Raw genomic sequence first — 19,155 nt, forward strand, 5'->3', positions numbered from 1 at the left:
AGCTGTAGGGCGACAGAGCCGGGAAGTGCCCCACATCCCGGGCTTTTGCGGTCGAAAAAAACCTTGTCCCCGAGCAGAAATCTGCCAGGGGGAAAATCCCTGCGCCGGCAGCTTTGCCGCCCCCCATGCCAGACAAACAAAAAGCGGCCTAAGCCGCTTCTTCGATTGCCTAACATCCGCCGAGTTACAGCTTACCCAGGATATCGTCACTCAACTTGAGATCTTCGTTGCGATTGACGCTGACCCCTGCGGCAATGATGTTGCGGGCTATGTCTTTGGCCTCGTCGAGCGAGTGCATCTCATAGGTGCCGCATTGATACAGATTCAGCTCGGGGATCTCCGACTGAGCCACGACCTTGAGCACATCTTCCATCGAGGCCAGCCAGGCGTCGGCCACCCTATGCTCGCTCGGCTCACCTATCAGGCTCATGTAGAAACCCGTGCGGCAGCCCATGGGAGAGATGTCGATGATCTCGACACCGTCGCCGTTGAGGTGATCGCGCATGAAACCGGCGAACAGATGTTCCAGCGTATGTATGCCGCGCTCGCTGAGAATATCCTTATTCGGAGTACAAAAACGTAAGTCAAACACTGTGATGGCATCGCCCTTGGGGGTCTGCATATGCTTGGCCACCCTGACTGCGGGGGCATGCATACGAGTGTGATCTACGGTAAAACTGTCGAGTAACGGCATAGGGGATCTCCGCGTTGCTATCGCTAATAGTTGCTATCGCTAATAAAGGTATAGACAAACTGCCTGTCATCGCCTCGAGTCTAGCATAGACTCGATTGAACTTGTCCAGCAGACCAGAGGCAACCAGCCAGGGGTTAAACTACGGCGTGTTTAACCATGACACTTTCTAGCCATGGCGCTTTTAACCATGGCACTTGGGTGAACTGGGCACAGTATCCAGCGCGGCCCATTCGTCCTGGGTATAAGTATGCATGGTCAAGGCATGTACGCCACCGGCCAACTCCGCCGCCAGACAAGTGTTGACCGCCCTGTGGCGGCCGAGCAACCGCTGGCCCTCGAACGCCGCCGACACTATCACGACCTTGAAATGGGTCTCGGAATTGGGCGGCACATTATGCATGTGGCTCTCGTTGATCACCTCCAGATGCAGGGGTGACAAGGCGGCGGTGAGCTTCTCTGTGATGCGTTGCTTATAGGTTACTGACATGACTTGGCCCTCGAAGGCATGAAACTAATGGCGGCAGAGTACTGGGTCCTCCGGCAAAGATCAAATGAGGAAAACTCAGCTTGGCCCCTGCCCCGAGCGGCCAGATCCTGGCGCCGCTGACGTTAGCCCCCGGCATGGAAATCCACCAGCAAGTGCCTGAACGTAAAGTTGAGCCTGGGCTCAGTGACCTTGAGGCGCTTGGGCAAGGCATGCTCCCACTCCTGCTGCATGGGCCAATGCATCAGCAGCAGATCGCCCGCGGCGAGGGCGAAGCTCATCTTCTGCTGGGTCTGCTTGTGGCGAATGACGAAGTCCCGGGTGGCCCCCAGGCTGACCGAGGCTATGGTCGAATGAGGGGCAATTTCTGTCTCATCGTCGCTATGCCAGCCGACCGTCTCGCTGCCGTCGGCGTAGCAGTTGACCAGGACACCATTGAGCCTGAGCCCCAACTCCCGCATCAGCTTATGCCGCAACTTGTTCGCATACTTGGGCCAAGGCAGGGCTTTGACCAGGTGCGAAGAGAAGAGGTAATCGCAGCCGTCATCGCCGAACCACGCCTGGGAACGGGGGATCTTATAGCGTTGGCCATAGACGCGAATATCCGGACTGCTGAGCGGGTAGCCTTTCGCCTCTTCGTATAAGGCGGCCTGCTGGGCGGGGTTGAGGTAGCCGGGGACATAGGTCACGGGCGCAACCACTCGCTCCGGCTCCACGGCCGGCGCCGGTCCGGCAAGGCTCGAAGCCTGGGGCCAGTCAAAACCTAAATCTTGTTGCCGCATGGCTGCTCCTGCCCTCTACTCATACTGCTGCCCTCTGCTCACGCTGCTCACCTCTATTTTCCCCAATGTCTGCCCTGCTTGCCCCCTCGGGCTTAAGCATCGCGCTTTTCAAGCGGATCTGCCATAATCTGCGCCTCATTTTTATTGGTGCAGTGTGGCATATGACAACAAGATTTTCAGTAGCGGGTATTGAACTCGAACTTTTACGCTATCCCAGCCGGCAGGAGTCAAATCTGCAGGCCTGGGATGCCGCGGATGAACACTTGATCAAGCTGCTGACTGAAACCGGCCAAGCCCCGGTCGCCACAGGCATAATCAACGACAGCTTCGGCGCCTTGAGCTGTGCCCTGTCGCGCATGGATGCTGCCTGGCCCCTGTTCATAGAAACCGACGCCAAGACCAGTTTCCTGGGGACCCAGCAGAACCAACAAGCCAATCAGCTGTCCATGGGCAATCTCCACTGGCTCAACAGCCGCGACGCCCTGCCCGCCGGACTGGCACTGGTGCTGATGAAACTGCCGAAAAACCTCAACTATTTTGCCCACCAGCTGGTGAGACTATCCCAAGTGTTACCCCAGGGCACCCGGGTGTTGATAGCTGCCAAGGCCAAGTCCATCAACGCCGCCCTGCTGACACTGTTCGCCAACAACCTGGGCCCAGCCAGTGCCAGCCTGACCTGGAAGAAGACCCGGGTGATAACCTGTATCGCCGACGGCAAGGCCCGTGAGCTGCCGCAGCCAAGTCGCTGGCACATCCCCGAGTTTCGACTCGAGATAAGCAACCTCAGCAATGTGTTCGCCGCCGGCAAACTGGACATAGGGGCCCGCATCATGCTGGACAACATGCCCGAGGGGAACTTCGAGTCGGTTGTCGATCTCGGCTGCGGCAATGGGGTGCTCGGCCTGAGGGCGGCACAACTCTATCCCCAAGCCAAGATCCACTTTATCGACGACTCAGAGATGGCGGTCGCCTCGAGCCAGGCCAACTGGCACTTGAACCACTTGGATGCGCAACACGCCGCCTTCCATTGGGACGACTGCATGAGCCATCTGCCGGAAGACATAACACCGGATCTGGTGCTCTGTAATCCGCCGTTTCACCAGGGGGAAGCCATCACAGATCACATAGCCTGGCAGATGTTCCTCGATGCCCGGCGTCGCCTGAAGGACGGCGGACTGTTGCAGGTGGTAGGCAACCGCCACCTGGGCTATCACATCAAGCTGCAGCGATTGTTCAAGAACTGCACCACGGTCGCCTCCAACGGCAAATTTGTGATCCTCCAGGCCAGGAAATAGCTCATGGCCGCGGCCAATCCAAGGGTGCCCGGGGGCCAGAGTGCAGCCTTGGCTTGGCTCGACTATCTTTAAACAGGCAAAGTTCCCACACCAGGACGTACTATGGCGACAGAAACGCTTCCCGTAATAGGTTGGCGCGAATGGGGCGTTTTCCCGGACATAGCGAATGAAAAAATCAAGATAAAGGTAGACACGGGAGCCAAGACATCCTGCTTGCATGCCTTTAAAATCAAACCCTTTCAGCGCAATGAATGCCCATGGGTGCGGGTTTGGCTGCACCCTGAGCAACATTCGGATCGCGCCGTCATCTGTGAGTTTCCCGTCCATGACAGACGCCAGGTCTCGGACTCGGGCGGGCATAAACAGCTGAGATATGTGGTTAAGACCCGCTTATTCCTGGGGCCGCACCAGTTCGAGCTGGAATTGACCCTGACCAACAGGGATAACATGAAGTTCAGGATGTTACTGGGGCGCAGAGCCCTCGACGGCCGTTTCCTCATAGATCCCGCCGCCTCCTATTTGACCGGCAAACCTCAGCCAGGCTGACGGGCACAGCTCAGTCGCTATCCTTGCCGGCGGGCGGGGCAAACAGCAGCCTGAGCCGCTGTCCGACACTCAGGCCTCTGGCCGAGGCCTCACCCAACATGTCGCGCCATTCGCCGAAGGTGACCTTTAGGGGGTTGAAGCTATGCACCGGCTTGGTGATGCCGTATTCGACCGTTTCGCCCTCGGGCTCGTAGCTGCCGAACAGCTTATCCCAGATGATGAGGATCCCGGCATAGTTCTTGTCTATGTATTGGGGATTGCGGCCATGATGCACCCTGTGATGGGATGGGGTATTGAACAGCCACTCCAGCGGCCCCAGCGTCCCGACCGCCTGGGTGTGGACGAAGAACTGCAGCCCCAAGTTAAGCAGCACGACAAACACCACCCAATTGGGATCGAAGCCCAGCACCACCAGCGGCAACCAGAACAGCCACATGCCGGCCAGGGGGTACATCAGGCTCTGGCGAAATGCCGTGGTGAAATTCATCCGCTCCGAGCTATGGTGCACCACATGGGCGGCCCACATCCAGCGCACCCTGTGACTGGCACGATGGAACCAGTAATAACAGAAGTCCTGCGCCACCATGAGGGCGATGAAGCTAGGGATGCTCATCTCGAACTCGAACAATTTCCAGCCGAACAACCAGAGATAGAGCTTGGCGAGCAACAACCCGGTGAGCAGATCCGCCCCCTGATGCAAGCCGGCCAGGGAGAAGTTGCAGAGGACCTCGGGCAGACGATAGTCCGCCGATGCCGGCAGCTTGCGGCGCCGTATCCCCAGAAACAATTCGAGCATGATGCACACAAAAAACAAGGGTGCCAACGCCAGCAACAGCATTTCCGGGTGGCTTATCAGTAAATCAACATCCATTTCTTTTTCCTGGTTCTTCCTGTAGCGGGTGTATGCCCATGAGCGTCTCACCCACGGCACAGCCTGTTAAAATCAGCGCCCATGCCGGCCGGTGGCAAAGCTCTGCCCCGACAAGCTTAAGCCCAGCCTATGCCCAAGCGGGCGACGGTTACCAGAGCGCATAGTGATCTTCACTCAGGCCGAACACCCTATCCAGCCGATACTCGCGGCCATTGGTGTCTATGAGGCGGCCACGGTAATGACCCAAATATTGGCGGAAATTACTCTTGAGCAACCAGAGATTGAGTTTCTCGCTGCGGCAATTGCAGGGGGAAAAATACAGCTCGACCCGGCCATCGTCGGAGAAGATATGCCATTCCTGCGCCGCGGCCCCCGGGTCTTGAGCGGCGCGGTGGCGCTCGAATTCGAAATGCACAGGGCCGAGCAGATGACGCTCGCCATTGATCCAGAATACATTTTCTGTCATGCCGGTTTCATTCACTCCGGCGGCGAGATTCAGCCCCAATATCCCCTCGGCGATACTGGCGTTGACCGAAGCCCAGCGCCAACTGGTCTGACGCCGCATGTAACCGGCGGAAAAGTCATATCCTGCCAGCGCCCGATTGAGCGGCTGCGGCTCATCGTCGATAAACAACTGCCCCTTGGGGCTGAGGCCATTATGTTTCTGGGTATAGGTCCAGCCGTTGTAGGCCGTCGGGCTGCACATGGCCAGGGGCAGGCTCAATCGCGGCGCCTGCAGCTCCAGCTCGGCGCGGATCCTGGCGGTGTTCAGCGTCAGCCGCCACTGGCCATGGCTGATGTCCAGGATGATCTCCCCCTTGCCACTGCCGATACGGCTGCGGCCCATCAGCGGCGAAGGCGTCATGGCGTAACCCATACCCGGCGGTTTGAGCCAGCCGACCTCGGTCAACTTGTCGGCCCTGATGTCATACAGATAGCAGAAGGCGCTGCCGACATAACGTATATCGGCAAGCGCCACGCCGATCACATAGCTGGGGGTCACCAGGCTGACGAACTGGAACTGCTTGAAATGAAAGTGCTTGGCCAGACGGGAGGCCGGCTTGTCCATCACATCGAAATAGGCGAAGTGTTCGAGTCCAAGGGAAGAAATGATGCCATCGAAGTGACCGAATTGCGGCCTGCCATCGACTGACATCAAGCACTCGGGCGCTATCTGGGTCCGGAAGTCTTGCATCTACTCTTGCTCAGCGTAATAGGATGACGAGCATCTGGGCGCTCGGGAATATTGAACTTTTACTCTAACCTGAAGTGCGTCGGTTGAACAGGGGGCGGGGAAGATTTGTTGCTATTTTGTAACATGATTTTTACCACTCACAGCCGCACCCCGCATATATGGGGATAAACCCAGGCCGGCGGCATTCAACGGTAGAGGGGCACTCTGGCATCGACGATGAATTCTGGTATCCTGTCGACAACTTTCTCCGTATAAAGTGAAGCTTATGAAACGTTTATTGCTCCTTATTGTCTCCTCACTCGCTTTAACCGCCTGTGCCGGCCATGCCCCGACTCATATCGCCCTGAGCCCGCAGCTGCCTGCGGTCAATCAACAGGCCCAAGGTCAGCCCCTGGCAATCGAAACCTTGGATACCCGCAGCGCCAACTACATAGTACGCTTCAAGGATGGCGACAAGGCCGCCCGTCTCGTCAGCCCGAGCGAGCCGCCCAGAATACAACTGGATCAGGTCTTTCGCGCCGGTTTTGCCCAGGCGGGCTACCAAATAGATCCCGCCGCCGCCACCAGCCTGCAGATCCGCCTGGAACAGCTGCTGACCGACGTCGAGGAAGGCCATTTCAGCTTCGAGGCCAACAGCCAGATCACCATAGATGTGGTGGCCAAGAACAGCAGCCAGGAACTGAGCAAACGTTACCGTGCCAAGGGTCATCTGACCGGACCCTTCGGCGCCGACTACGCCAGCCTGGAACTGGATATGAACAAGCTGCTGGAGCAGCTGGTCAGGGACATACTCAATGATCCGGAACTAAATCAATTTCTCCAGCACTAGGCGCACCGGCGCCACAAGATCCCACTCAATGGAAAGAAAAGGAAAACCTTATGTTCAGAAGCCTGATTGCCGCCACCCTCCTATGCATGAGTCAGTGGGCGTTAGCACTAGACATACAGCCGGACAGCCTGTATCCCAGGGTCGAGATGCAGACCAGCATGGGCAAGATAGTGATCGAGCTCGACCGCACCCGAGCCCCAATAACGGTCGATAACTTCCTCACCTATGTGGTCAAGGGCGAGTACGACAACACCATCTTCCACAGGGTGATTGCCGACTTCGTGGTGCAGGGCGGCGGCCTGAACAAGGCACTGGAAGAGTTGCCCGAAGACAAGCCGATAGTCAATGAGTCGGGCAATGGCCTGTCCAACGCGCTGGGCACCATAGCCATGGCCAGAGAGAACGAGCCCCATTCGGCGACCCGCCAGTTCTATTTTAATGTCGCCGACAATACCAAGCTGGACCCGTCCAAGAGACGCTGGGGTTATGCCGTATTCGGTGAGGTAGTCGAAGGCATGGAGGTGCTGCAAGCCATGGCCATGGTGGAGACGGCCCACAACGAGAAGCTCGATTGGCCCGACGTGCCCGTGACGCCTATCATACTGAAGCAGGCGAAACTGCTGCCACGGAACTGAATAGCCATCCGTTTTACCCCTGTTAAAAATTTTTGAGCAAATACGCCAAATTTGCTCCTATACTGCTAGGGTAAACAAAAAGGAGGCGATCCGATGACGACTGCAGAGTTCATCGATACAAAAGCGCCCCAGCTGGCTTTCTATGGCAAGGCATTTTTGAGTGAACAGCTCGAGTTTCAGGAAGTTCAGCTTTATCTATGGGACACACTGGAGGAATGGCAGAGTCTCAATCCCCAGGGTGACGCGCTAACAGATATGGAAAGAGTATTTTGGCACTTGTTGCATAGCTTCGATAAATGGCCCGACTGGGTGCTCCGGGGTAATCAGTATCTGAGTAAACAGCTCTACGACTGTTGTGATTATCTGAGTCTTGGAGGGCAGCTACCCGCCGGCTGTATCGGCAACCGACCTTGAGCCTCTCAGACGATGAGAGGCTTTCGACCTGACAAATGGCCCTGATGGGCCATTTTTATTGCGCCGGTGACCACAGCCGGGATGGAAATAGGCCTTGAACCCACAGGCTGCGCCCCGTAAGCTTACGGCATCGACATCACTGAAGTTCCCCTATGTCCTCTGACTCTTTCCACCGCCGAACCCTGGATGCGCTTTCCGTCTATTGCCACAGGCGCGTGCTGGTGTTGCTCTTGCTCGGTTTCTCCGCCGGTTTGCCCCTGATGCTGGTATTCTCCACCCTGTCCTTCTGGCTGCGCGAAGCCGGAATAGACAGAGCCGCCATAGGCTATTTCAGCTGGATAGCCCTGGCCTATGCCTTCAAGTGGGCCTGGTCGCCGCTGGTGGACAGGCTGTCGCTGCCGCTGTTTACCCGCTTGCTGGGCCGGCGGCGCGGCTGGATGCTGTTCGCCCAACTCCTGTTGGTCATCGCCATCCTGAACATGTCGGTCAGCGACCCACGCCAGGATCTCGAGCGTCTGGCCCTGTTTGCTCTCATGGTGGCGCTGGCGTCGGCGACCCAGGACATAGTCATAGATGCCTTCAGGATAGAGTCCGCCCCCGAGAGGATGCAGGCGGCATTGGCGGCGGCCTATCAGGTGGGCTACCGCAGTGCCATGATAGTGGCCACCGCAGGCGCGCTCACCATAGCCGCCTGGATAGAACCAGCATCCGACAGCTATAACCTCGCCGCCTGGCAGACCTCCTATCTGGTGATGGCCGGGCTGATGTCGATAGGCATAATCACCACCCTGTTCAGCCGCGAGCCAGAGGTGGATACCAAGGCCGCCGATGCCAAGGAACTGCAGCTGAAACAGGCGCTGGCACACAAGTATCCGGGTCCCCTGGCCGCCTGCCTGTCCTGGGGCTATACCGCCAGCGTGCTGCCCTTCATCGACTTTTTCAAGCGTTATGGCCGCAACGCCATACTGATACTCTTGCTCATCTCCTGTTACCGCATCTCGGACATAGTCATGGGTATCATGGCCAATGTCTTCTATGTCGACATGGGCTTTGCCAAGGATGAAATAGCCGCCATCAGCAAGATCTACGGCCTGATCATGACCCTGGTCGGAGCCGCCTTCGGGGGTGTCCTGCTGGCACGCTTCGGCACCATGAAGATCTTATTCCTCGGTGCCCTGCTGGTGGCTGTGACCAACCTGCTGTTCGCCTACCAGGCGGTGATAGGCTACGATGTGCCCTTGCTGACCTTCATCATTTCGGTGGACAACTTCAGTGCCGGGATCGCCACCGCGGCCTTCATCGCCTATCTGTCGAGCCTCACCAGCAGCGGCTACAGTGCGACCCAATATGCCCTACTGTCGTCCATCATGTTGTTATTCCCCAAGTTCATCGCCGGCTTTTCCGGCGAATATGTCGATGCCTTCGGCTATGTCAATTTCTTCGTCGCCGCCAGCCTCATAGGCTTCCCTGTGCTGGGATTGGTGACTCTGGTCGCCCGGCGCTCCCCCAAACCCGCGCCTATTCCCGCCGCGGAGCCGGTGGCAGACTGCCAGCCCGAGAGCAAATAACCGACGGCCCAGGTCTGAGCCGGGCGAGGCCAAAAAGCAGAAAGCCCTCGAATGAGGGCTTTCCTATGTCGGGTTCGACGCGCGTTAGTCGCGGAAGTTGTTGAACTGGAACGGCTGGCCCAACTCTGACTTTCTCGCCAGCGCCATCACCGCCTGCAGATCATCCCTGGCCTTGCCCGTGACCCTGACGCTGTCGCCCTGGATGGATGACTGCACCTTCAGCTTGCTGTCTTTGATCAGCTTCACCAGTTTCTTGGCTATGTCTGTCTCTATGCCCTGCTTGAATCTCACCTTCAGGGAGAAGGTCTTGCCGCTATGCACAGACTTTTCATCCACATCCATGGCGGCGGGATCCACGTTGCGCTTGCTCAGCTGAGTGCGCAGTATGTCCACCAGCTGCTTGCATTGGAAATCGTCTTCGGCGGTCAAGGTCACCACGTGATCCTTGTACTCCACATTGGCTTCCTTACCGCGAAAATCGAAGCGGCTCGCCAGTTCACGGCGCGAATTATCGACCGCATTACGCAGTTCGACTTCGTCGACTTCTGAAACAATATCGAATGAAGGCATCTTGCCCTCCCTTAGGTCATTGCAAATAGCCTTAGTCTACCCATTGTGGCGTCCAAGTTGAAGACCAGCTGTATAAAACACAGGTTGTTGGTGACTTTGGGGCCACATTTTCCTATGATTGGCGCAAATACCTCCTAGCCATCTGCATCCCGTGATCACCAAAAGAACCCTGTTCAAGCTGGCATTAGCCATAGCAGTGCTTGTTATCAGCTATCTGGTTTTCTCCAGACCCAACTATCCCCAGAACATTCCCAACCTGGACAAACTGGGCCATATCGGCAGTTTCTTCTGTCTGGCATACCTGAGCTATCTGGCCTTCAGGCCCAAGTGGTACCTGTTGAGCCTGGCTTTGAGTGGTTATGCGGTACTGATAGAATTGGTGCAATCCAGACTGCCCTATCGCAGCGCGTCGACAGCGGATGTGGTGGCAGACTTGGTAGGTATCACCTTGTTTTACTTCCTGCTCTGGGGCTACCGAAGATACTTTCCCGCCACAGGCCTGGCCGAATAGTCGAGCCATGGCAGCACAAGGAGTCAACGGCAATCCCCCCAGAATAGCGATACTGGGTGCCGGCGCCGTGGGGCAGCTGCTATGCCATCAGTTGACCCAAGCCGGCGCCCGGGTCGGCCTCATCGCCAGGCCAGGCTCAGGCCAAGCCGACCGGGTCACACTGGACTTCACCTCGCTGGATAACAGCCGATACCAACACAGCGTAGCGCTACTGCCCCAGGACGCTGACGCAGTCAAGGACCTCGACCTGCTGCTGGTATGCGTCAAGGCCTACCAGGTCGTCGATGCCCTGACGCCCTTGTTGCCAAGACTGGCGGCCGACTGCCAACTGGTGCTGATGCATAACGGCATGGGGCCCTATCTGACGTTGCTGCCCAAGCTGGCCGGCCGCGGCCTGACGTTGGCGACCACCTCCCAGGGCGCCCTGCGCCAGGGGCAATGGCAGGTGACCCAAACGGGACCAGGGCTGACCCAACTGGGTTGGATCCATGGCCCTGTGATGAGCGAACAGCACAGGGCCCTGTTGCTCGGGGCCATCCCCGACAGCCAGTGGTGCGAGGCGATCCTGCCGGCGCTATGGCAGAAGCTGGCGGTCAATGCCGTCATCAATCCGCTGACGGCTATCTACGAGTGTCGCAACGGCGAGTTGCGCCGGGAGTCATTCCGGCCCCTGCGCGAGTCTGTGCTGCAGGAGTTGATCCAAGTCGCCGCCGCCGATGGGATAGCGCTCGACGCCCATGCCCTGGGCGAGCGCCTGGCGAGCGTCATCGCCCTAACGGCAAACAATTACTCCTCCATGCATCAGGACCTGGCCCATGGCCGGCGCACCGAAATAGAGGAAATCAATGGCTTCATCCTGAGCCGCGCCGCACTGCATGGCATAGCTGCGCCGACAAACCTGCGCCTCTATCGGGAAATCAAACGACTGCAGGCCCTGTCCGGGCAGTAAGGCGTTATTCAGGTTAGATTCATCTTCCTATGACACAATCCCGTCATCGTTAAGCGACCCACTTTCCAGAACCCAGGTTGCCCGGTCTTGGCCGGAAACGACGCACCTTTACTGCCGGCTCCCCCTATTCGCCCAGTAGAGAAATCCAGAAGCACATCTCATCCAGGAGGATGCCATGAAGCAGAGTATTCAGTGGCTATCGGCAATCGCCATCGCGACCAGTTTCATTTACAGCGGCTATGCCTTAGCGGATCCGCCGCCCCATGCACAGGCCCATGGCCGGGGACACAAGCAAGAGCAGCATGGCCATGACAGGCATGAACATCACAGGCACTATGACGACAGGCATCATGACGACAGACACCATGATGACAGACGCTACCGGGATGGGCGCCATTACCCTGCCTCGCTGCCGACAGACTCTGTCTATATCCGCTTTGGCCAACAACACTTCGGCTTCAGTGGTGGCTTATTTTACCGCAACTCGAACTTTGGCTTCGAGCTGGTGCATCCCCCCATAGGCCTGAGGCTGGGTTACCTGCCCTCGGGGTATCACAAATTCCACCGCCATAACCGCGACTACTATGTGCTGAATCAAACCTACTATATCTACCACGACGACAGCCGGGAGTACGAAGTGGTGGATGCGCCCGTGGCGGAAAACATCACCCATGGCGATGACTACCAAATCGGCGGGCTATACAGGGCCCTGCCACGACACAGCCGGCCCGTGACCCGCAATGGTATGCAGTACTTCCGCTTCCGGCACTGGTACTTCCTGCCCCAATCCCACGGCAATGAAGTCAAGTACCTGGCGCTGCAATTCCACTGACAACCCGGCCGCTCTATGCCTGTTCCGACTTATGACAGGCATGGAGCTTATCCTGCTGCGCCTTATCCCGGTTGAGCACCTGCTTCAGATCCTCGATCCTCTGCTTCACCGCGACCCCGTAACTCTGATCATCGCCCCAGAGATTGGCCAATATGGCCAGTGACTGCTCGTCGTGTTCGCTGAACAGACGCCCGGCACGTTGGGCACTGGCGCTGTCATTGCCCAGCAGCTGCAGCGCCTCCACCCCAAGGTTAACCGCCGAATCGAAGGTTTCCCGCTTGAAGCTGTCGACCCCGAGCAGCATTATCTGGTAGGCATGGCGCCTGTCTATGGCCCGGGCGACTATCTTCAGCTGCGGATAATGCTGCTTCGCCAATTGAATGATGTCCAGCGTCTTGTCGGCATCGTCGATGGCGATCACCAGCAACTGCGCCTCCCTGGCACCTGCGGCTTCCAGCAGCTCTCGTCTGGCGGCATCACCATAGAAGACCTTGTTGCCGAAACGCCTGAGCAGGTCTATCTGGGTCGGGCTCTGATCCAGGATAGACAAATGATAGTCCTGGGCCGCCAGCAGACGGCCGACTATCTGGCCGAAACGGCCGTAGCCGGCGATGATGACACTCTTGGTCGCCTCTATGTCTTCGGGGGCATCGTAACTCTGCTCGCCGCGGTAGGACTTGGCGAGGCCGTGCTCGTAGGCCAGCAGCAAGAGGGGGGCACACAGCATGGACACGGCCACCACCAAGGTGACGAGGCTGACTTGTTCGGCCGTGAGGATCTGCAACTTGTTGGTCAGCGACAGGAGCACGAAGGCGAACTCGCCCCCCTGGGCCAACGCCAGGGTAAATAACCACAGCTGATTGCCTTGCAGGCCGAATACCCGCGCCAACAACCAGAGCACCAGCGCCTTGATGAGTATCAGTCCCAGCACCAGGGATAACACCAGAGCCAGCTTATCGAGCAACAGCGGAAAGTCGATCGAGGCGCCGACCGTGATAAAGAATAACCCCAGCAGCAAGCCCTTGAATGGCTCTATGTCGACCTCAAGTTCGTGCCTGAACTCGCTCTCGGCCAACACCACCCCGGCGAGGAAGGTGCCCAGCGCCGGCGACAGGCCAATCTTCTGCATGATCAGCGCTATGGCGATCACCAGCAACAGCGCGAATAAGGTGAAAATTTCCCTCAGGTGGGTGGCGGCTATGTACCTGAACAGCGGCGCCGAGACATATTTGCCCGCCAGTATGATACCGGCGATGACCAGCAGGGAGATGCCGACCTGGACCCAGACGGGGAAAGCGGCCAGCAGGTTGTGGTTCACAGCGGCGTCGGCCGGCAGGGCCTGGAAGGCCAGCAAGGGCAAGAGGGCCAATATGGGGATCACGGCTATGTCCTGAAATAACAGCACGGAAAAGGCATTCTGCCCTGCCGCCTGCTTGATCCAACCCTTCTCCGCCAGGGTTTGCAGCACTATCGCGGTCGATGACAGTGCCAACATCAACCCCAGCGCCAGCGACGTCTGCCATGCCAGGGCCAACACCTGGCTGCAGAGGGCGAAGATGATGGCCGAGGTCAGCAGTACCTGCAGGCCGCCCAGCCCGAGGATCGACAGCCTCAGCTTCCACAAGCGGCTGGGTTGCAGCTCCAGCCCCACCAAAAACAGCATCATCACCACCCCGAACTCGGCGAAATGCATCACCTCTGTCTGATCGCCGACCAGACCGAGCAGGAAGGGGCCTATGAGTATTCCCGCCAGCAGGTAGCCGAGCACGGATCCCAGCCCGAGTCGCTTGGCGATGGGCACGGCTACTATGGCGGCGGCGAGATAGATGACGGCCATGTCTAACATAGGGGGTCTCCTGGGGGCGTGAAAGGCCATGAGGCCAGCAAAAGTCCGGGTCGCACCAGCTTACCCACTATTTAACTTAAGCCAAGTAAAAGTTAAGCCAAGTAAAAAGGCAAAAAAATGCCCGGGTGACTAGCCCGGGCAGAGGGTGCAGCGAGAAGGTGACTCGCTTGTGCCTGGTTGCAGGCGCCTATTTGCTGGTGCCTATTTGCAGGTGTCTATTTGCTGGTATCGATCGGCTCGAAGGATTTCACCAACTCGTCCACTGCCTTCATCTGGGTCAGGTACTTCTCCAGCTGCTGCAGCGGCAGCGCACAGGGGCCGTCGCACTTGGCGTTGTCCGGATCCGGATGGGCCTCGATGAACAGCCCGGCCAAGCCGAGTGCCATGCCGCTGCGGGCGAGTTCTGTCGCCTGGGCACGGCGGCCACCGGCCGAGTCGGCACGGCCGCCCGGACGTTGCAGCGCATGGGTGGCGTCGAAGATCACCGGGTAGCCCGTCTGCTTCATCTCGTCCATGCCCAGCATGTCGACCACCAGATTGTTATAACCGAAGCTGGAGCCGCGTTCGCAGAGAATGATCTCATCGTTGCCGGCCTCGTTGAACTTGGTGATGATGTGGCGCATCTCGTGGGGGGCCAGGAACTGCGGCTTCTTGACGTTGATGATGGCGCCTGTCTTCGCCATGGCGATCACCAGGTCGGTTTGGCGCGCCAGGAAGGCCGGCAGCTGGATTATGTCGACTACTTCGGCCACGGGGGCACACTGGTGCACCTCATGCACATCTGTGATCAGCGGCAGCTTGAAGGTCTTCTTGATCTCTTCGAATATCTTCAGGCCTTCTTCCATGCCGGGACCACGGTAAGAGTTGATCGACGAGCGGTTCGCCTTGTCGAACGAGGCCTTGAACACATAGGGAATGTTCAGCTTCTGAGTCACTTCGGCATAGGTCTCGGCGATAGACATGGCCAGATCCCGGGACTCCAGCACATTCATGCCGCCGAACAGCACGAAAGGTTTATCGTTGGCGATCTCTATGTCGCCCAAGTTTATGATTTTATTCGCCATCAAAAGATATCTCTCAAATAGTGGGCGCTAACCCATGAATAATCTTGCCGGCCGTCAGCCGGCAACAAATTGCAATAATTGACCACAGAGCCAGGCCATATAAGTGCCTAAAGCATAGCCGAATACCGCCAGCAGCACACCCACGGGGGCCAGCGCCGGATGGAAGGCCGCCGCCACCACGGGCGCCGAGGCCGCGGCGCCGACGTTGGCCTGACTGCCCACCGCCAGGTAGAACAGCGGTGCCTTGATGAGCTTGGCCACCAGCAGCATGAGCCCGGCATGGACCAGCATCCAGACGATACCCACCAGGAAATACACAGGGGTGTCGACTATCTTGGTGACATCCATGTGCAGGCCTATGGTGGCCACCAGGATATAGAGGAAGGCGGAGGCGACCTTGGAGGCGCCCGCCGCTTCCAGGTGGCGCATGGGGCTGAAGGACATGGCCAGGCCTATGCTGGTGACTATCACCACCAGCCAGAAGAATTTGGAGGTCAGGCTGTAATCTTCGGTCCAGGGGTAGTTGGCCTCGAAATAGGGGCCGAGGAAGTCGGCCGCCAGGTGCGCCAGGCCCGTGACCCCGAAACCGACTGCGACTATCAGCATCAAGTCACGCAGGCTGGGAATGCGGGCATTCTCGGCATGATACTGCTCCACCTTGGCCTTGAGAGTCTCTATGGCCGAGGTATCGGCACCGGTTCTGGCGTCGATCTCCTTGGCTTTCGATGCCAGGAACAGCAATACCGCCATCCAGAGATTGGCCACTATCACATCCACGGTCACCATTACTGAGAAGATGTGGCCACCCACATCGTAGATTTCTTTCATCGCCGCCTGGTTGGCGCCGCCGCCTATCCAGCTGCCCGCCAGGGTGGTCATGCCGCGCCAGACCGCATCAGGGCCATTACCGCCGATAAGCTCGGGATCGAAGACCGACGTGAGCAGCAAGGCGATGGGCCCGCCTATGACGATTCCCAGGGTGCCGGTGAGGAACATGATCACCGCCTTGGGCCCCAGACCCAGAATGGCCTTGAGGTCGACGCTGAGGATCAACAGCACCAAACAGGCGGGCAAGAGGTAGCGGGAGGCGACAAAATACAGCTTCGATGCCTCACTATCTATCACCCCGAAGGTGTTGAGCAGGGAGGGCAGGAAATAACATAGCAACAAGGCGGGAACGAAACGGTAGAACTTCACCCAGAATGGATGGCGGCTGCCGCTGGTATAAAACACGAATCCCAGGATCGCGGCCAACATGCCTAAGGCCGTGGCGTCGTTTGTCACTAAGGCGGTACTGCTCATGCGTTTTTCTCCCTTGCGAATGCATTAGTTACTGTCGTTATTCTTGTATTTTTATCGTATTGCTTATGGTGTTGCCTATTGTCCCGCCTGTCCTGCTCTGGCCTGCTAATGATAGGTTTCCCTATGCTCGCTCAATTCCCTGAGCTGCAACTTCACCAGTTCGATAACGGGATCGTGGGGACTCTTGTCTATGAAGTGACGCAGGTCCGCCGCCGCCACCTGGATACAGCCGAGTTGCTGGGCGATGAAGGCCCGCTCCCGGTTGAGGTGCACATCGTCGCCATGCCACTGCAGCAACAGATTACAGCACTCCATCGCGGCTTCGAATTGATGCGACACTATGCAACCCGCCTTGAGTTCGTGCAGCATGCGCGAGATCAGACGCTTAACACTGGCGGGCTTGAGGTAACCCGGCTTGAATTGGGCGCCATTCCCCAGCTCGCCGCGCACCAGGACATGCAACTGGTGCCGGCTCAGGTCCCGCCCCGTGAGCGGGTCCAGGTAGCGCACCTGGTTGTCGATACGACTGCATAGCAAGGTATTGCCCGGCAGCAGCAGGGGCTCGAGTTGCAAATCCAGTTGCTTGGCCAGCAGCATGAGCACGGTCGCCAAACTCGTGCTGTTGCCCTGACGGCTGATGAGGCAAGCGCCCAGATCGGCCGCCTCGACACTGAAATAGTCCTCACGCATACAGAAGCCCAGGTCGCGGTAGAACCAGTCCAACAAGGCCTGCAGCCGCTGATGCCGGTCGACCAGATAATGACTCAGCGCCGCACCGGCGATTTCCAACCAGGCCCAGTTGGCGGCCGCGGCCTTGGAAAATCCCAGATGTTGACTGATGTCGAATGCCGATTCGGGTAAGGAAATGGCATCGTCGAGTGTGTATTTTTCCATTAACCCACAAATACCGCTTGTTTGAAGTGAGCCAGCTTGGCGGCATAGACCAACCACCCCAGAGCCCCGAGGCAGGCGAAGGTCTTGAACAGTTTATTGCGTTTGGCCTTGAGTGCTATCGCCCCCAGTATGATGTAGGCCACGACGGCGCCAATCTTCTCGGTCAACCAAGGATCGACGAAGGGGTATTGCTGGATCATGAAACACAGCAGCAAACCGGACAACAACAGGAAGGTATCTATCACATGGGGCGCCACCTTGATGATTTTCTTGTCCATGATGGGCGACTCGCGCAGGTGCAGTACGAAGCGCACGATAAAGAACAACACGCTGGTGGCGATCAGCGTAAAATGCAGGTGCCGGGCGGCAGGATATAAGCTGTAAAAGGTGTCCATTTCGATCCCTAGTCTAAGACAAAGGCGCTAGTTTACCCGATCCACAGCCCCATACCAATGACTATCAGTAGCACGGGGCCCGGCACTTGCAGCCAATATTCCCAGGGGAAACACAGATGACAATGAATTTCAGTTTCGATGACTCACCGGCATTCGCCGAACGGGTCAAACAGAAAATAGCCGAGTTCAACTGGCAACACTGGCAAGGGGTCGAGCGACTGCCGCTGGGGTTAAAACTGGAAGATGATCAAGGGCAATTGCTGGCGGGGCTGAGCGGACGCAGCTTCGGCAACTGGTTGCTGCTCGACAACTTCTGGGTCGACTCGTCCCTCAGGGGCCAGGGCATAGGCGAGCGCATGCTGAACCAGGCCGAGTGCATCGCCAGGGACAGGGGCTGCAAGTGGGTGCTGCTCGACACCCTGGAGTTCCAGGCAAGACCCTTCTATCAGGCGAGAGGTTACAGGGTCGAATGGACCCAGGAAGCCTACCCAAGCAGCGGCTGCAAATACTTCATGGTGAAAGCGCTCTGATGCCAGGGCTCGGGTATCAGCCGAGCCCTGCTATCAATCGAGCCTTGGTATCAGTCGAGCCTTGTTATCAATCGAGTCTTGGTATCAACCGAACCAGCGCCCCAGGGTGCAACGTTCGTTGCTGCCAAAATCCCGCACCGTGGCGACATTATGGTAGCCCAGTTCGGTCAGCTTGTTCCTCAGTTGCACCGCCTGCTCGAAGCCATGCTCCAGCAACAGATAGCCCCCGATCAGCAGATGTTCCCTGGCGGTCTGGGCTATGTGGTATAAGTCGGCGAAGCCTTCTTCGGCCGCGGTCAAGGCGCTGTGGGGCTCGAAACGCACATCGCCCTGCATCAGATGCTCATCCGTTTCGTCTATGTAAGGCGGATTGGAGACTATGAGGTCGAAGTCCCGGCTCTCGACGGCACTGAACCAATCGCTCTGCAGTATCTCCACCTGGGGGAAGTTCAGGTTTGCCCTGTTGGCCTTGGCCAGCGCCACCGCATCCTCCACCTTGTCTATGGCGGTGATCTGCCACTTGGGCCTTTCCGAGGCCAGTGCCAGGGCGATGGCCCCTGTGCCCGTACCCAGATCCAGCACCTTGGCGTTGTCGGACAGGGGCAGATTCAAGGCGGTTTCCACCAGGATTTCGGTATCTGGCCTGGGGATCAGCGTGGTTTCATTGACTATGAAGGGCAAGGACCAAAATTCCCGCTCCCCCACCAAGTGGGCCACGGGCACCCCCTGCTGGCGTTTTTGCACCATCTTCTGGAAGCGTTTCCACTGTTCCAGGGTCAGGGGCTTCTCCGGCCAGGTATAGAGGAAGCTGCGGCTCTTGTTCAGGCAATGCAGCAACAACACCTCGGCATCCAGGTGCGCCGAGTCCGATGTGGCGGCCAATTGCGAGAAGGCCCATTGCAGGGCTTCGGCTATGTTCGATTGCGCGGCGGAAGACTGAACTGACAAA

At 58.0% G+C, this 19,155-nt stretch carries 22 protein-coding genes; 10 read left to right on the top strand and 12 right to left on the bottom strand.

Features of this window, described 5'->3' with window-relative positions:
• Positions 1-184: 184 nt before the first annotated feature.
• The 3 genes from luxS to HC757_RS17690 all read right to left on the bottom strand — a co-directional run bounded on the left by luxS (position 185) and on the right by HC757_RS17690 (position 1,960).
• Positions 185-694, bottom strand: coding sequence for an S-ribosylhomocysteine lyase (luxS, locus tag HC757_RS17680; RefSeq protein ID WP_169565735.1), 510 nt, complete (start codon positions 692-694; stop codon positions 185-187).
• 181 nt (positions 695-875) lie between these two features.
• Entirely contained in the window at positions 876-1,181 is a 306-nt protein-coding gene (locus HC757_RS17685; RefSeq protein ID WP_169565737.1) for a BolA family protein, read from the bottom strand.
• 122 nt (positions 1,182-1,303) lie between these two features.
• Positions 1,304-1,960 carry an alpha-ketoglutarate-dependent dioxygenase AlkB family protein gene (locus tag HC757_RS17690; protein WP_169565738.1) on the bottom strand — a complete coding sequence of 219 codons (657 nt, stop codon included), beginning with the start codon at positions 1,958-1,960 and terminating at the stop codon, positions 1,304-1,306.
• Between the two features lie 161 nt (positions 1,961-2,121).
• Between HC757_RS17690 and HC757_RS17695 the strand changes: the two genes are divergently transcribed.
• Complete coding sequence (locus tag HC757_RS17695; protein ID WP_169565740.1) at positions 2,122-3,255, top strand: methyltransferase; 1,134 nt, start codon at positions 2,122-2,124, stop codon at positions 3,253-3,255.
• 102 nt (positions 3,256-3,357) lie between these two features.
• Positions 3,358-3,801, top strand: coding sequence for an ATP-dependent zinc protease family protein (locus HC757_RS17700; protein ID WP_169565742.1), 444 nt, complete (start codon positions 3,358-3,360; stop codon positions 3,799-3,801).
• A 10-nt stretch (positions 3,802-3,811) separates the two neighbouring features.
• Here HC757_RS17700 and HC757_RS17705 read toward each other — a convergent pair whose 3' ends face one another.
• Both HC757_RS17705 and HC757_RS17710 read right to left on the bottom strand, forming a co-directional pair.
• Positions 3,812-4,672: a sterol desaturase family protein gene (locus HC757_RS17705; protein ID WP_169565743.1), complete on the bottom strand. Its 861-nt coding sequence runs from the start codon at positions 4,670-4,672 to the stop codon at positions 3,812-3,814.
• A gap of 148 nt (positions 4,673-4,820) precedes the next feature.
• Positions 4,821-5,867: a DUF2804 domain-containing protein gene (locus tag HC757_RS17710; RefSeq protein WP_169565745.1), complete on the bottom strand. Its 1,047-nt coding sequence runs from the start codon at positions 5,865-5,867 to the stop codon at positions 4,821-4,823.
• Positions 5,868-6,132: 265 nt separating this feature from the next.
• Between HC757_RS17710 and HC757_RS17715 the strand changes: the two genes are divergently transcribed.
• The 4 genes from HC757_RS17715 (at position 6,133) to HC757_RS17730 (ending at position 9,313) form a co-directional block, all read left to right on the top strand.
• A complete protein-coding gene (locus HC757_RS17715; RefSeq protein WP_169565747.1) occupies positions 6,133-6,696 on the top strand; it encodes a YajG family lipoprotein in 564 nt (187 codons plus the stop codon).
• 50 nt (positions 6,697-6,746) lie between these two features.
• The gene (locus HC757_RS17720) at positions 6,747-7,331 is read left to right on the top strand and encodes a peptidylprolyl isomerase (RefSeq protein ID WP_169565749.1); all 585 of its coding nucleotides are present in this window, start codon (positions 6,747-6,749) and stop codon (positions 7,329-7,331) included.
• A gap of 93 nt (positions 7,332-7,424) precedes the next feature.
• Positions 7,425-7,745: a hypothetical protein gene (locus tag HC757_RS17725; RefSeq protein WP_169565751.1), complete on the top strand. Its 321-nt coding sequence runs from the start codon at positions 7,425-7,427 to the stop codon at positions 7,743-7,745.
• 152 nt (positions 7,746-7,897) lie between these two features.
• Positions 7,898-9,313, top strand: a complete 1,416-nt coding sequence (locus tag HC757_RS17730; RefSeq protein WP_169565753.1) for an AmpG family muropeptide MFS transporter — start codon at positions 7,898-7,900, stop codon at positions 9,311-9,313.
• Positions 9,314-9,397: 84 nt separating this feature from the next.
• Here the strand turns inward: HC757_RS17730 and HC757_RS17735 are convergent, their stop codons facing one another.
• The gene (locus tag HC757_RS17735; RefSeq protein WP_169565755.1) at positions 9,398-9,883 is read right to left on the bottom strand and encodes a YajQ family cyclic di-GMP-binding protein; all 486 of its coding nucleotides are present in this window, start codon (positions 9,881-9,883) and stop codon (positions 9,398-9,400) included.
• A gap of 151 nt (positions 9,884-10,034) precedes the next feature.
• Between HC757_RS17735 and HC757_RS17740 the strand changes: the two genes are divergently transcribed.
• From HC757_RS17740 to HC757_RS17750, 3 genes are all read left to right on the top strand, one after another.
• The gene (locus tag HC757_RS17740; RefSeq protein WP_169565757.1) at positions 10,035-10,394 is read left to right on the top strand and encodes a VanZ family protein; all 360 of its coding nucleotides are present in this window, start codon (positions 10,035-10,037) and stop codon (positions 10,392-10,394) included.
• A 7-nt stretch (positions 10,395-10,401) separates the two neighbouring features.
• Positions 10,402-11,343, top strand: coding sequence for a ketopantoate reductase family protein (locus HC757_RS17745; RefSeq protein ID WP_169565758.1), 942 nt, complete (start codon positions 10,402-10,404; stop codon positions 11,341-11,343).
• A 175-nt stretch (positions 11,344-11,518) separates the two neighbouring features.
• Positions 11,519-12,175 (top strand): DUF6515 family protein, encoded by a 657-nt coding sequence (locus HC757_RS17750; protein ID WP_169565760.1) that lies wholly within the window; start codon positions 11,519-11,521, stop codon positions 12,173-12,175.
• 13 nt (positions 12,176-12,188) lie between these two features.
• On the opposite strand, the gene HC757_RS17755 is transcribed toward HC757_RS17750, so the two are convergent.
• The 5 genes from HC757_RS17755 to HC757_RS17775 form a co-directional block, all read right to left on the bottom strand.
• Positions 12,189-14,021, bottom strand: a complete 1,833-nt coding sequence (locus HC757_RS17755) for a monovalent cation:proton antiporter-2 (CPA2) family protein (protein WP_169565762.1) — start codon at positions 14,019-14,021, stop codon at positions 12,189-12,191.
• A 215-nt stretch (positions 14,022-14,236) separates the two neighbouring features.
• Positions 14,237-15,085, bottom strand: a complete 849-nt coding sequence (gene kdsA, locus HC757_RS17760) for a 3-deoxy-8-phosphooctulonate synthase (RefSeq protein ID WP_169565764.1) — start codon at positions 15,083-15,085, stop codon at positions 14,237-14,239.
• Positions 15,086-15,139: 54 nt separating this feature from the next.
• Positions 15,140-16,387, bottom strand: a complete 1,248-nt coding sequence (locus tag HC757_RS17765) for a DUF819 family protein (protein WP_169565766.1) — start codon at positions 16,385-16,387, stop codon at positions 15,140-15,142.
• Between the two features lie 105 nt (positions 16,388-16,492).
• Complete coding sequence (locus tag HC757_RS17770; protein WP_169565768.1) at positions 16,493-17,281, bottom strand: transglutaminase family protein; 789 nt, start codon at positions 17,279-17,281, stop codon at positions 16,493-16,495.
• Positions 17,281-17,676, bottom strand: coding sequence for a SirB2 family protein (locus tag HC757_RS17775; RefSeq protein WP_169565770.1), 396 nt, complete (start codon positions 17,674-17,676; stop codon positions 17,281-17,283). The genes HC757_RS17770 and HC757_RS17775 overlap by 1 nt, the downstream gene beginning before the upstream one ends.
• A gap of 116 nt (positions 17,677-17,792) precedes the next feature.
• On the opposite strand from HC757_RS17775, the gene HC757_RS17780 reads away from it, so the two are divergent.
• Entirely contained in the window at positions 17,793-18,206 is a 414-nt protein-coding gene (locus tag HC757_RS17780; RefSeq protein ID WP_169565772.1) for a GNAT family N-acetyltransferase, read from the top strand.
• 84 nt (positions 18,207-18,290) lie between these two features.
• Here the strand turns inward: HC757_RS17780 and prmC are convergent, their stop codons facing one another.
• Positions 18,291-19,154: a peptide chain release factor N(5)-glutamine methyltransferase gene (prmC, locus tag HC757_RS17785; protein WP_169565774.1), complete on the bottom strand. Its 864-nt coding sequence runs from the start codon at positions 19,152-19,154 to the stop codon at positions 18,291-18,293.
• Between the last annotated feature and the right edge of the window lies 1 nt (position 19,155).

The sequence above is a fragment of the Shewanella salipaludis genome (assembly GCF_012911865.1).
In the GTDB taxonomy this organism is placed as follows: Bacteria; Pseudomonadota; Gammaproteobacteria; order Enterobacterales; family Shewanellaceae; genus Shewanella; species Shewanella salipaludis.

Coding starts and splice junctions, on each gene's coding strand:
- luxS (WP_169565735.1), bottom strand. CDS start 694: ATGCCGTTACTCGACAGTTTTACCGTAGATCACACTCGTATGCATGCC.
- HC757_RS17685 (WP_169565737.1), bottom strand. CDS start 1,181: ATGTCAGTAACCTATAAGCAACGCATCACAGAGAAGCTCACCGCCGCC.
- HC757_RS17690 (WP_169565738.1), bottom strand. CDS start 1,960: ATGCGGCAACAAGATTTAGGTTTTGACTGGCCCCAGGCTTCGAGCCTT.
- HC757_RS17695 (WP_169565740.1), top strand. CDS start 2,122: ATGACAACAAGATTTTCAGTAGCGGGTATTGAACTCGAACTTTTACGC.
- HC757_RS17700 (WP_169565742.1), top strand. CDS start 3,358: ATGGCGACAGAAACGCTTCCCGTAATAGGTTGGCGCGAATGGGGCGTT.
- HC757_RS17705 (WP_169565743.1), bottom strand. CDS start 4,672: ATGGATGTTGATTTACTGATAAGCCACCCGGAAATGCTGTTGCTGGCG.
- HC757_RS17710 (WP_169565745.1), bottom strand. CDS start 5,867: ATGCAAGACTTCCGGACCCAGATAGCGCCCGAGTGCTTGATGTCAGTC.
- HC757_RS17715 (WP_169565747.1), top strand. CDS start 6,133: ATGAAACGTTTATTGCTCCTTATTGTCTCCTCACTCGCTTTAACCGCC.
- HC757_RS17720 (WP_169565749.1), top strand. CDS start 6,747: ATGTTCAGAAGCCTGATTGCCGCCACCCTCCTATGCATGAGTCAGTGG.
- HC757_RS17725 (WP_169565751.1), top strand. CDS start 7,425: ATGACGACTGCAGAGTTCATCGATACAAAAGCGCCCCAGCTGGCTTTC.
- HC757_RS17730 (WP_169565753.1), top strand. CDS start 7,898: ATGTCCTCTGACTCTTTCCACCGCCGAACCCTGGATGCGCTTTCCGTC.
- HC757_RS17735 (WP_169565755.1), bottom strand. CDS start 9,883: ATGCCTTCATTCGATATTGTTTCAGAAGTCGACGAAGTCGAACTGCGT.
- HC757_RS17745 (WP_169565758.1), top strand. CDS start 10,402: ATGGCAGCACAAGGAGTCAACGGCAATCCCCCCAGAATAGCGATACTG.
- HC757_RS17750 (WP_169565760.1), top strand. CDS start 11,519: ATGAAGCAGAGTATTCAGTGGCTATCGGCAATCGCCATCGCGACCAGT.
- HC757_RS17755 (WP_169565762.1), bottom strand. CDS start 14,021: ATGTTAGACATGGCCGTCATCTATCTCGCCGCCGCCATAGTAGCCGTG.
- kdsA (WP_169565764.1), bottom strand. CDS start 15,085: ATGGCGAATAAAATCATAAACTTGGGCGACATAGAGATCGCCAACGAT.
- HC757_RS17765 (WP_169565766.1), bottom strand. CDS start 16,387: ATGAGCAGTACCGCCTTAGTGACAAACGACGCCACGGCCTTAGGCATG.
- HC757_RS17770 (WP_169565768.1), bottom strand. CDS start 17,281: ATGGAAAAATACACACTCGACGATGCCATTTCCTTACCCGAATCGGCA.
- HC757_RS17775 (WP_169565770.1), bottom strand. CDS start 17,676: ATGGACACCTTTTACAGCTTATATCCTGCCGCCCGGCACCTGCATTTT.
- HC757_RS17780 (WP_169565772.1), top strand. CDS start 17,793: ATGACAATGAATTTCAGTTTCGATGACTCACCGGCATTCGCCGAACGG.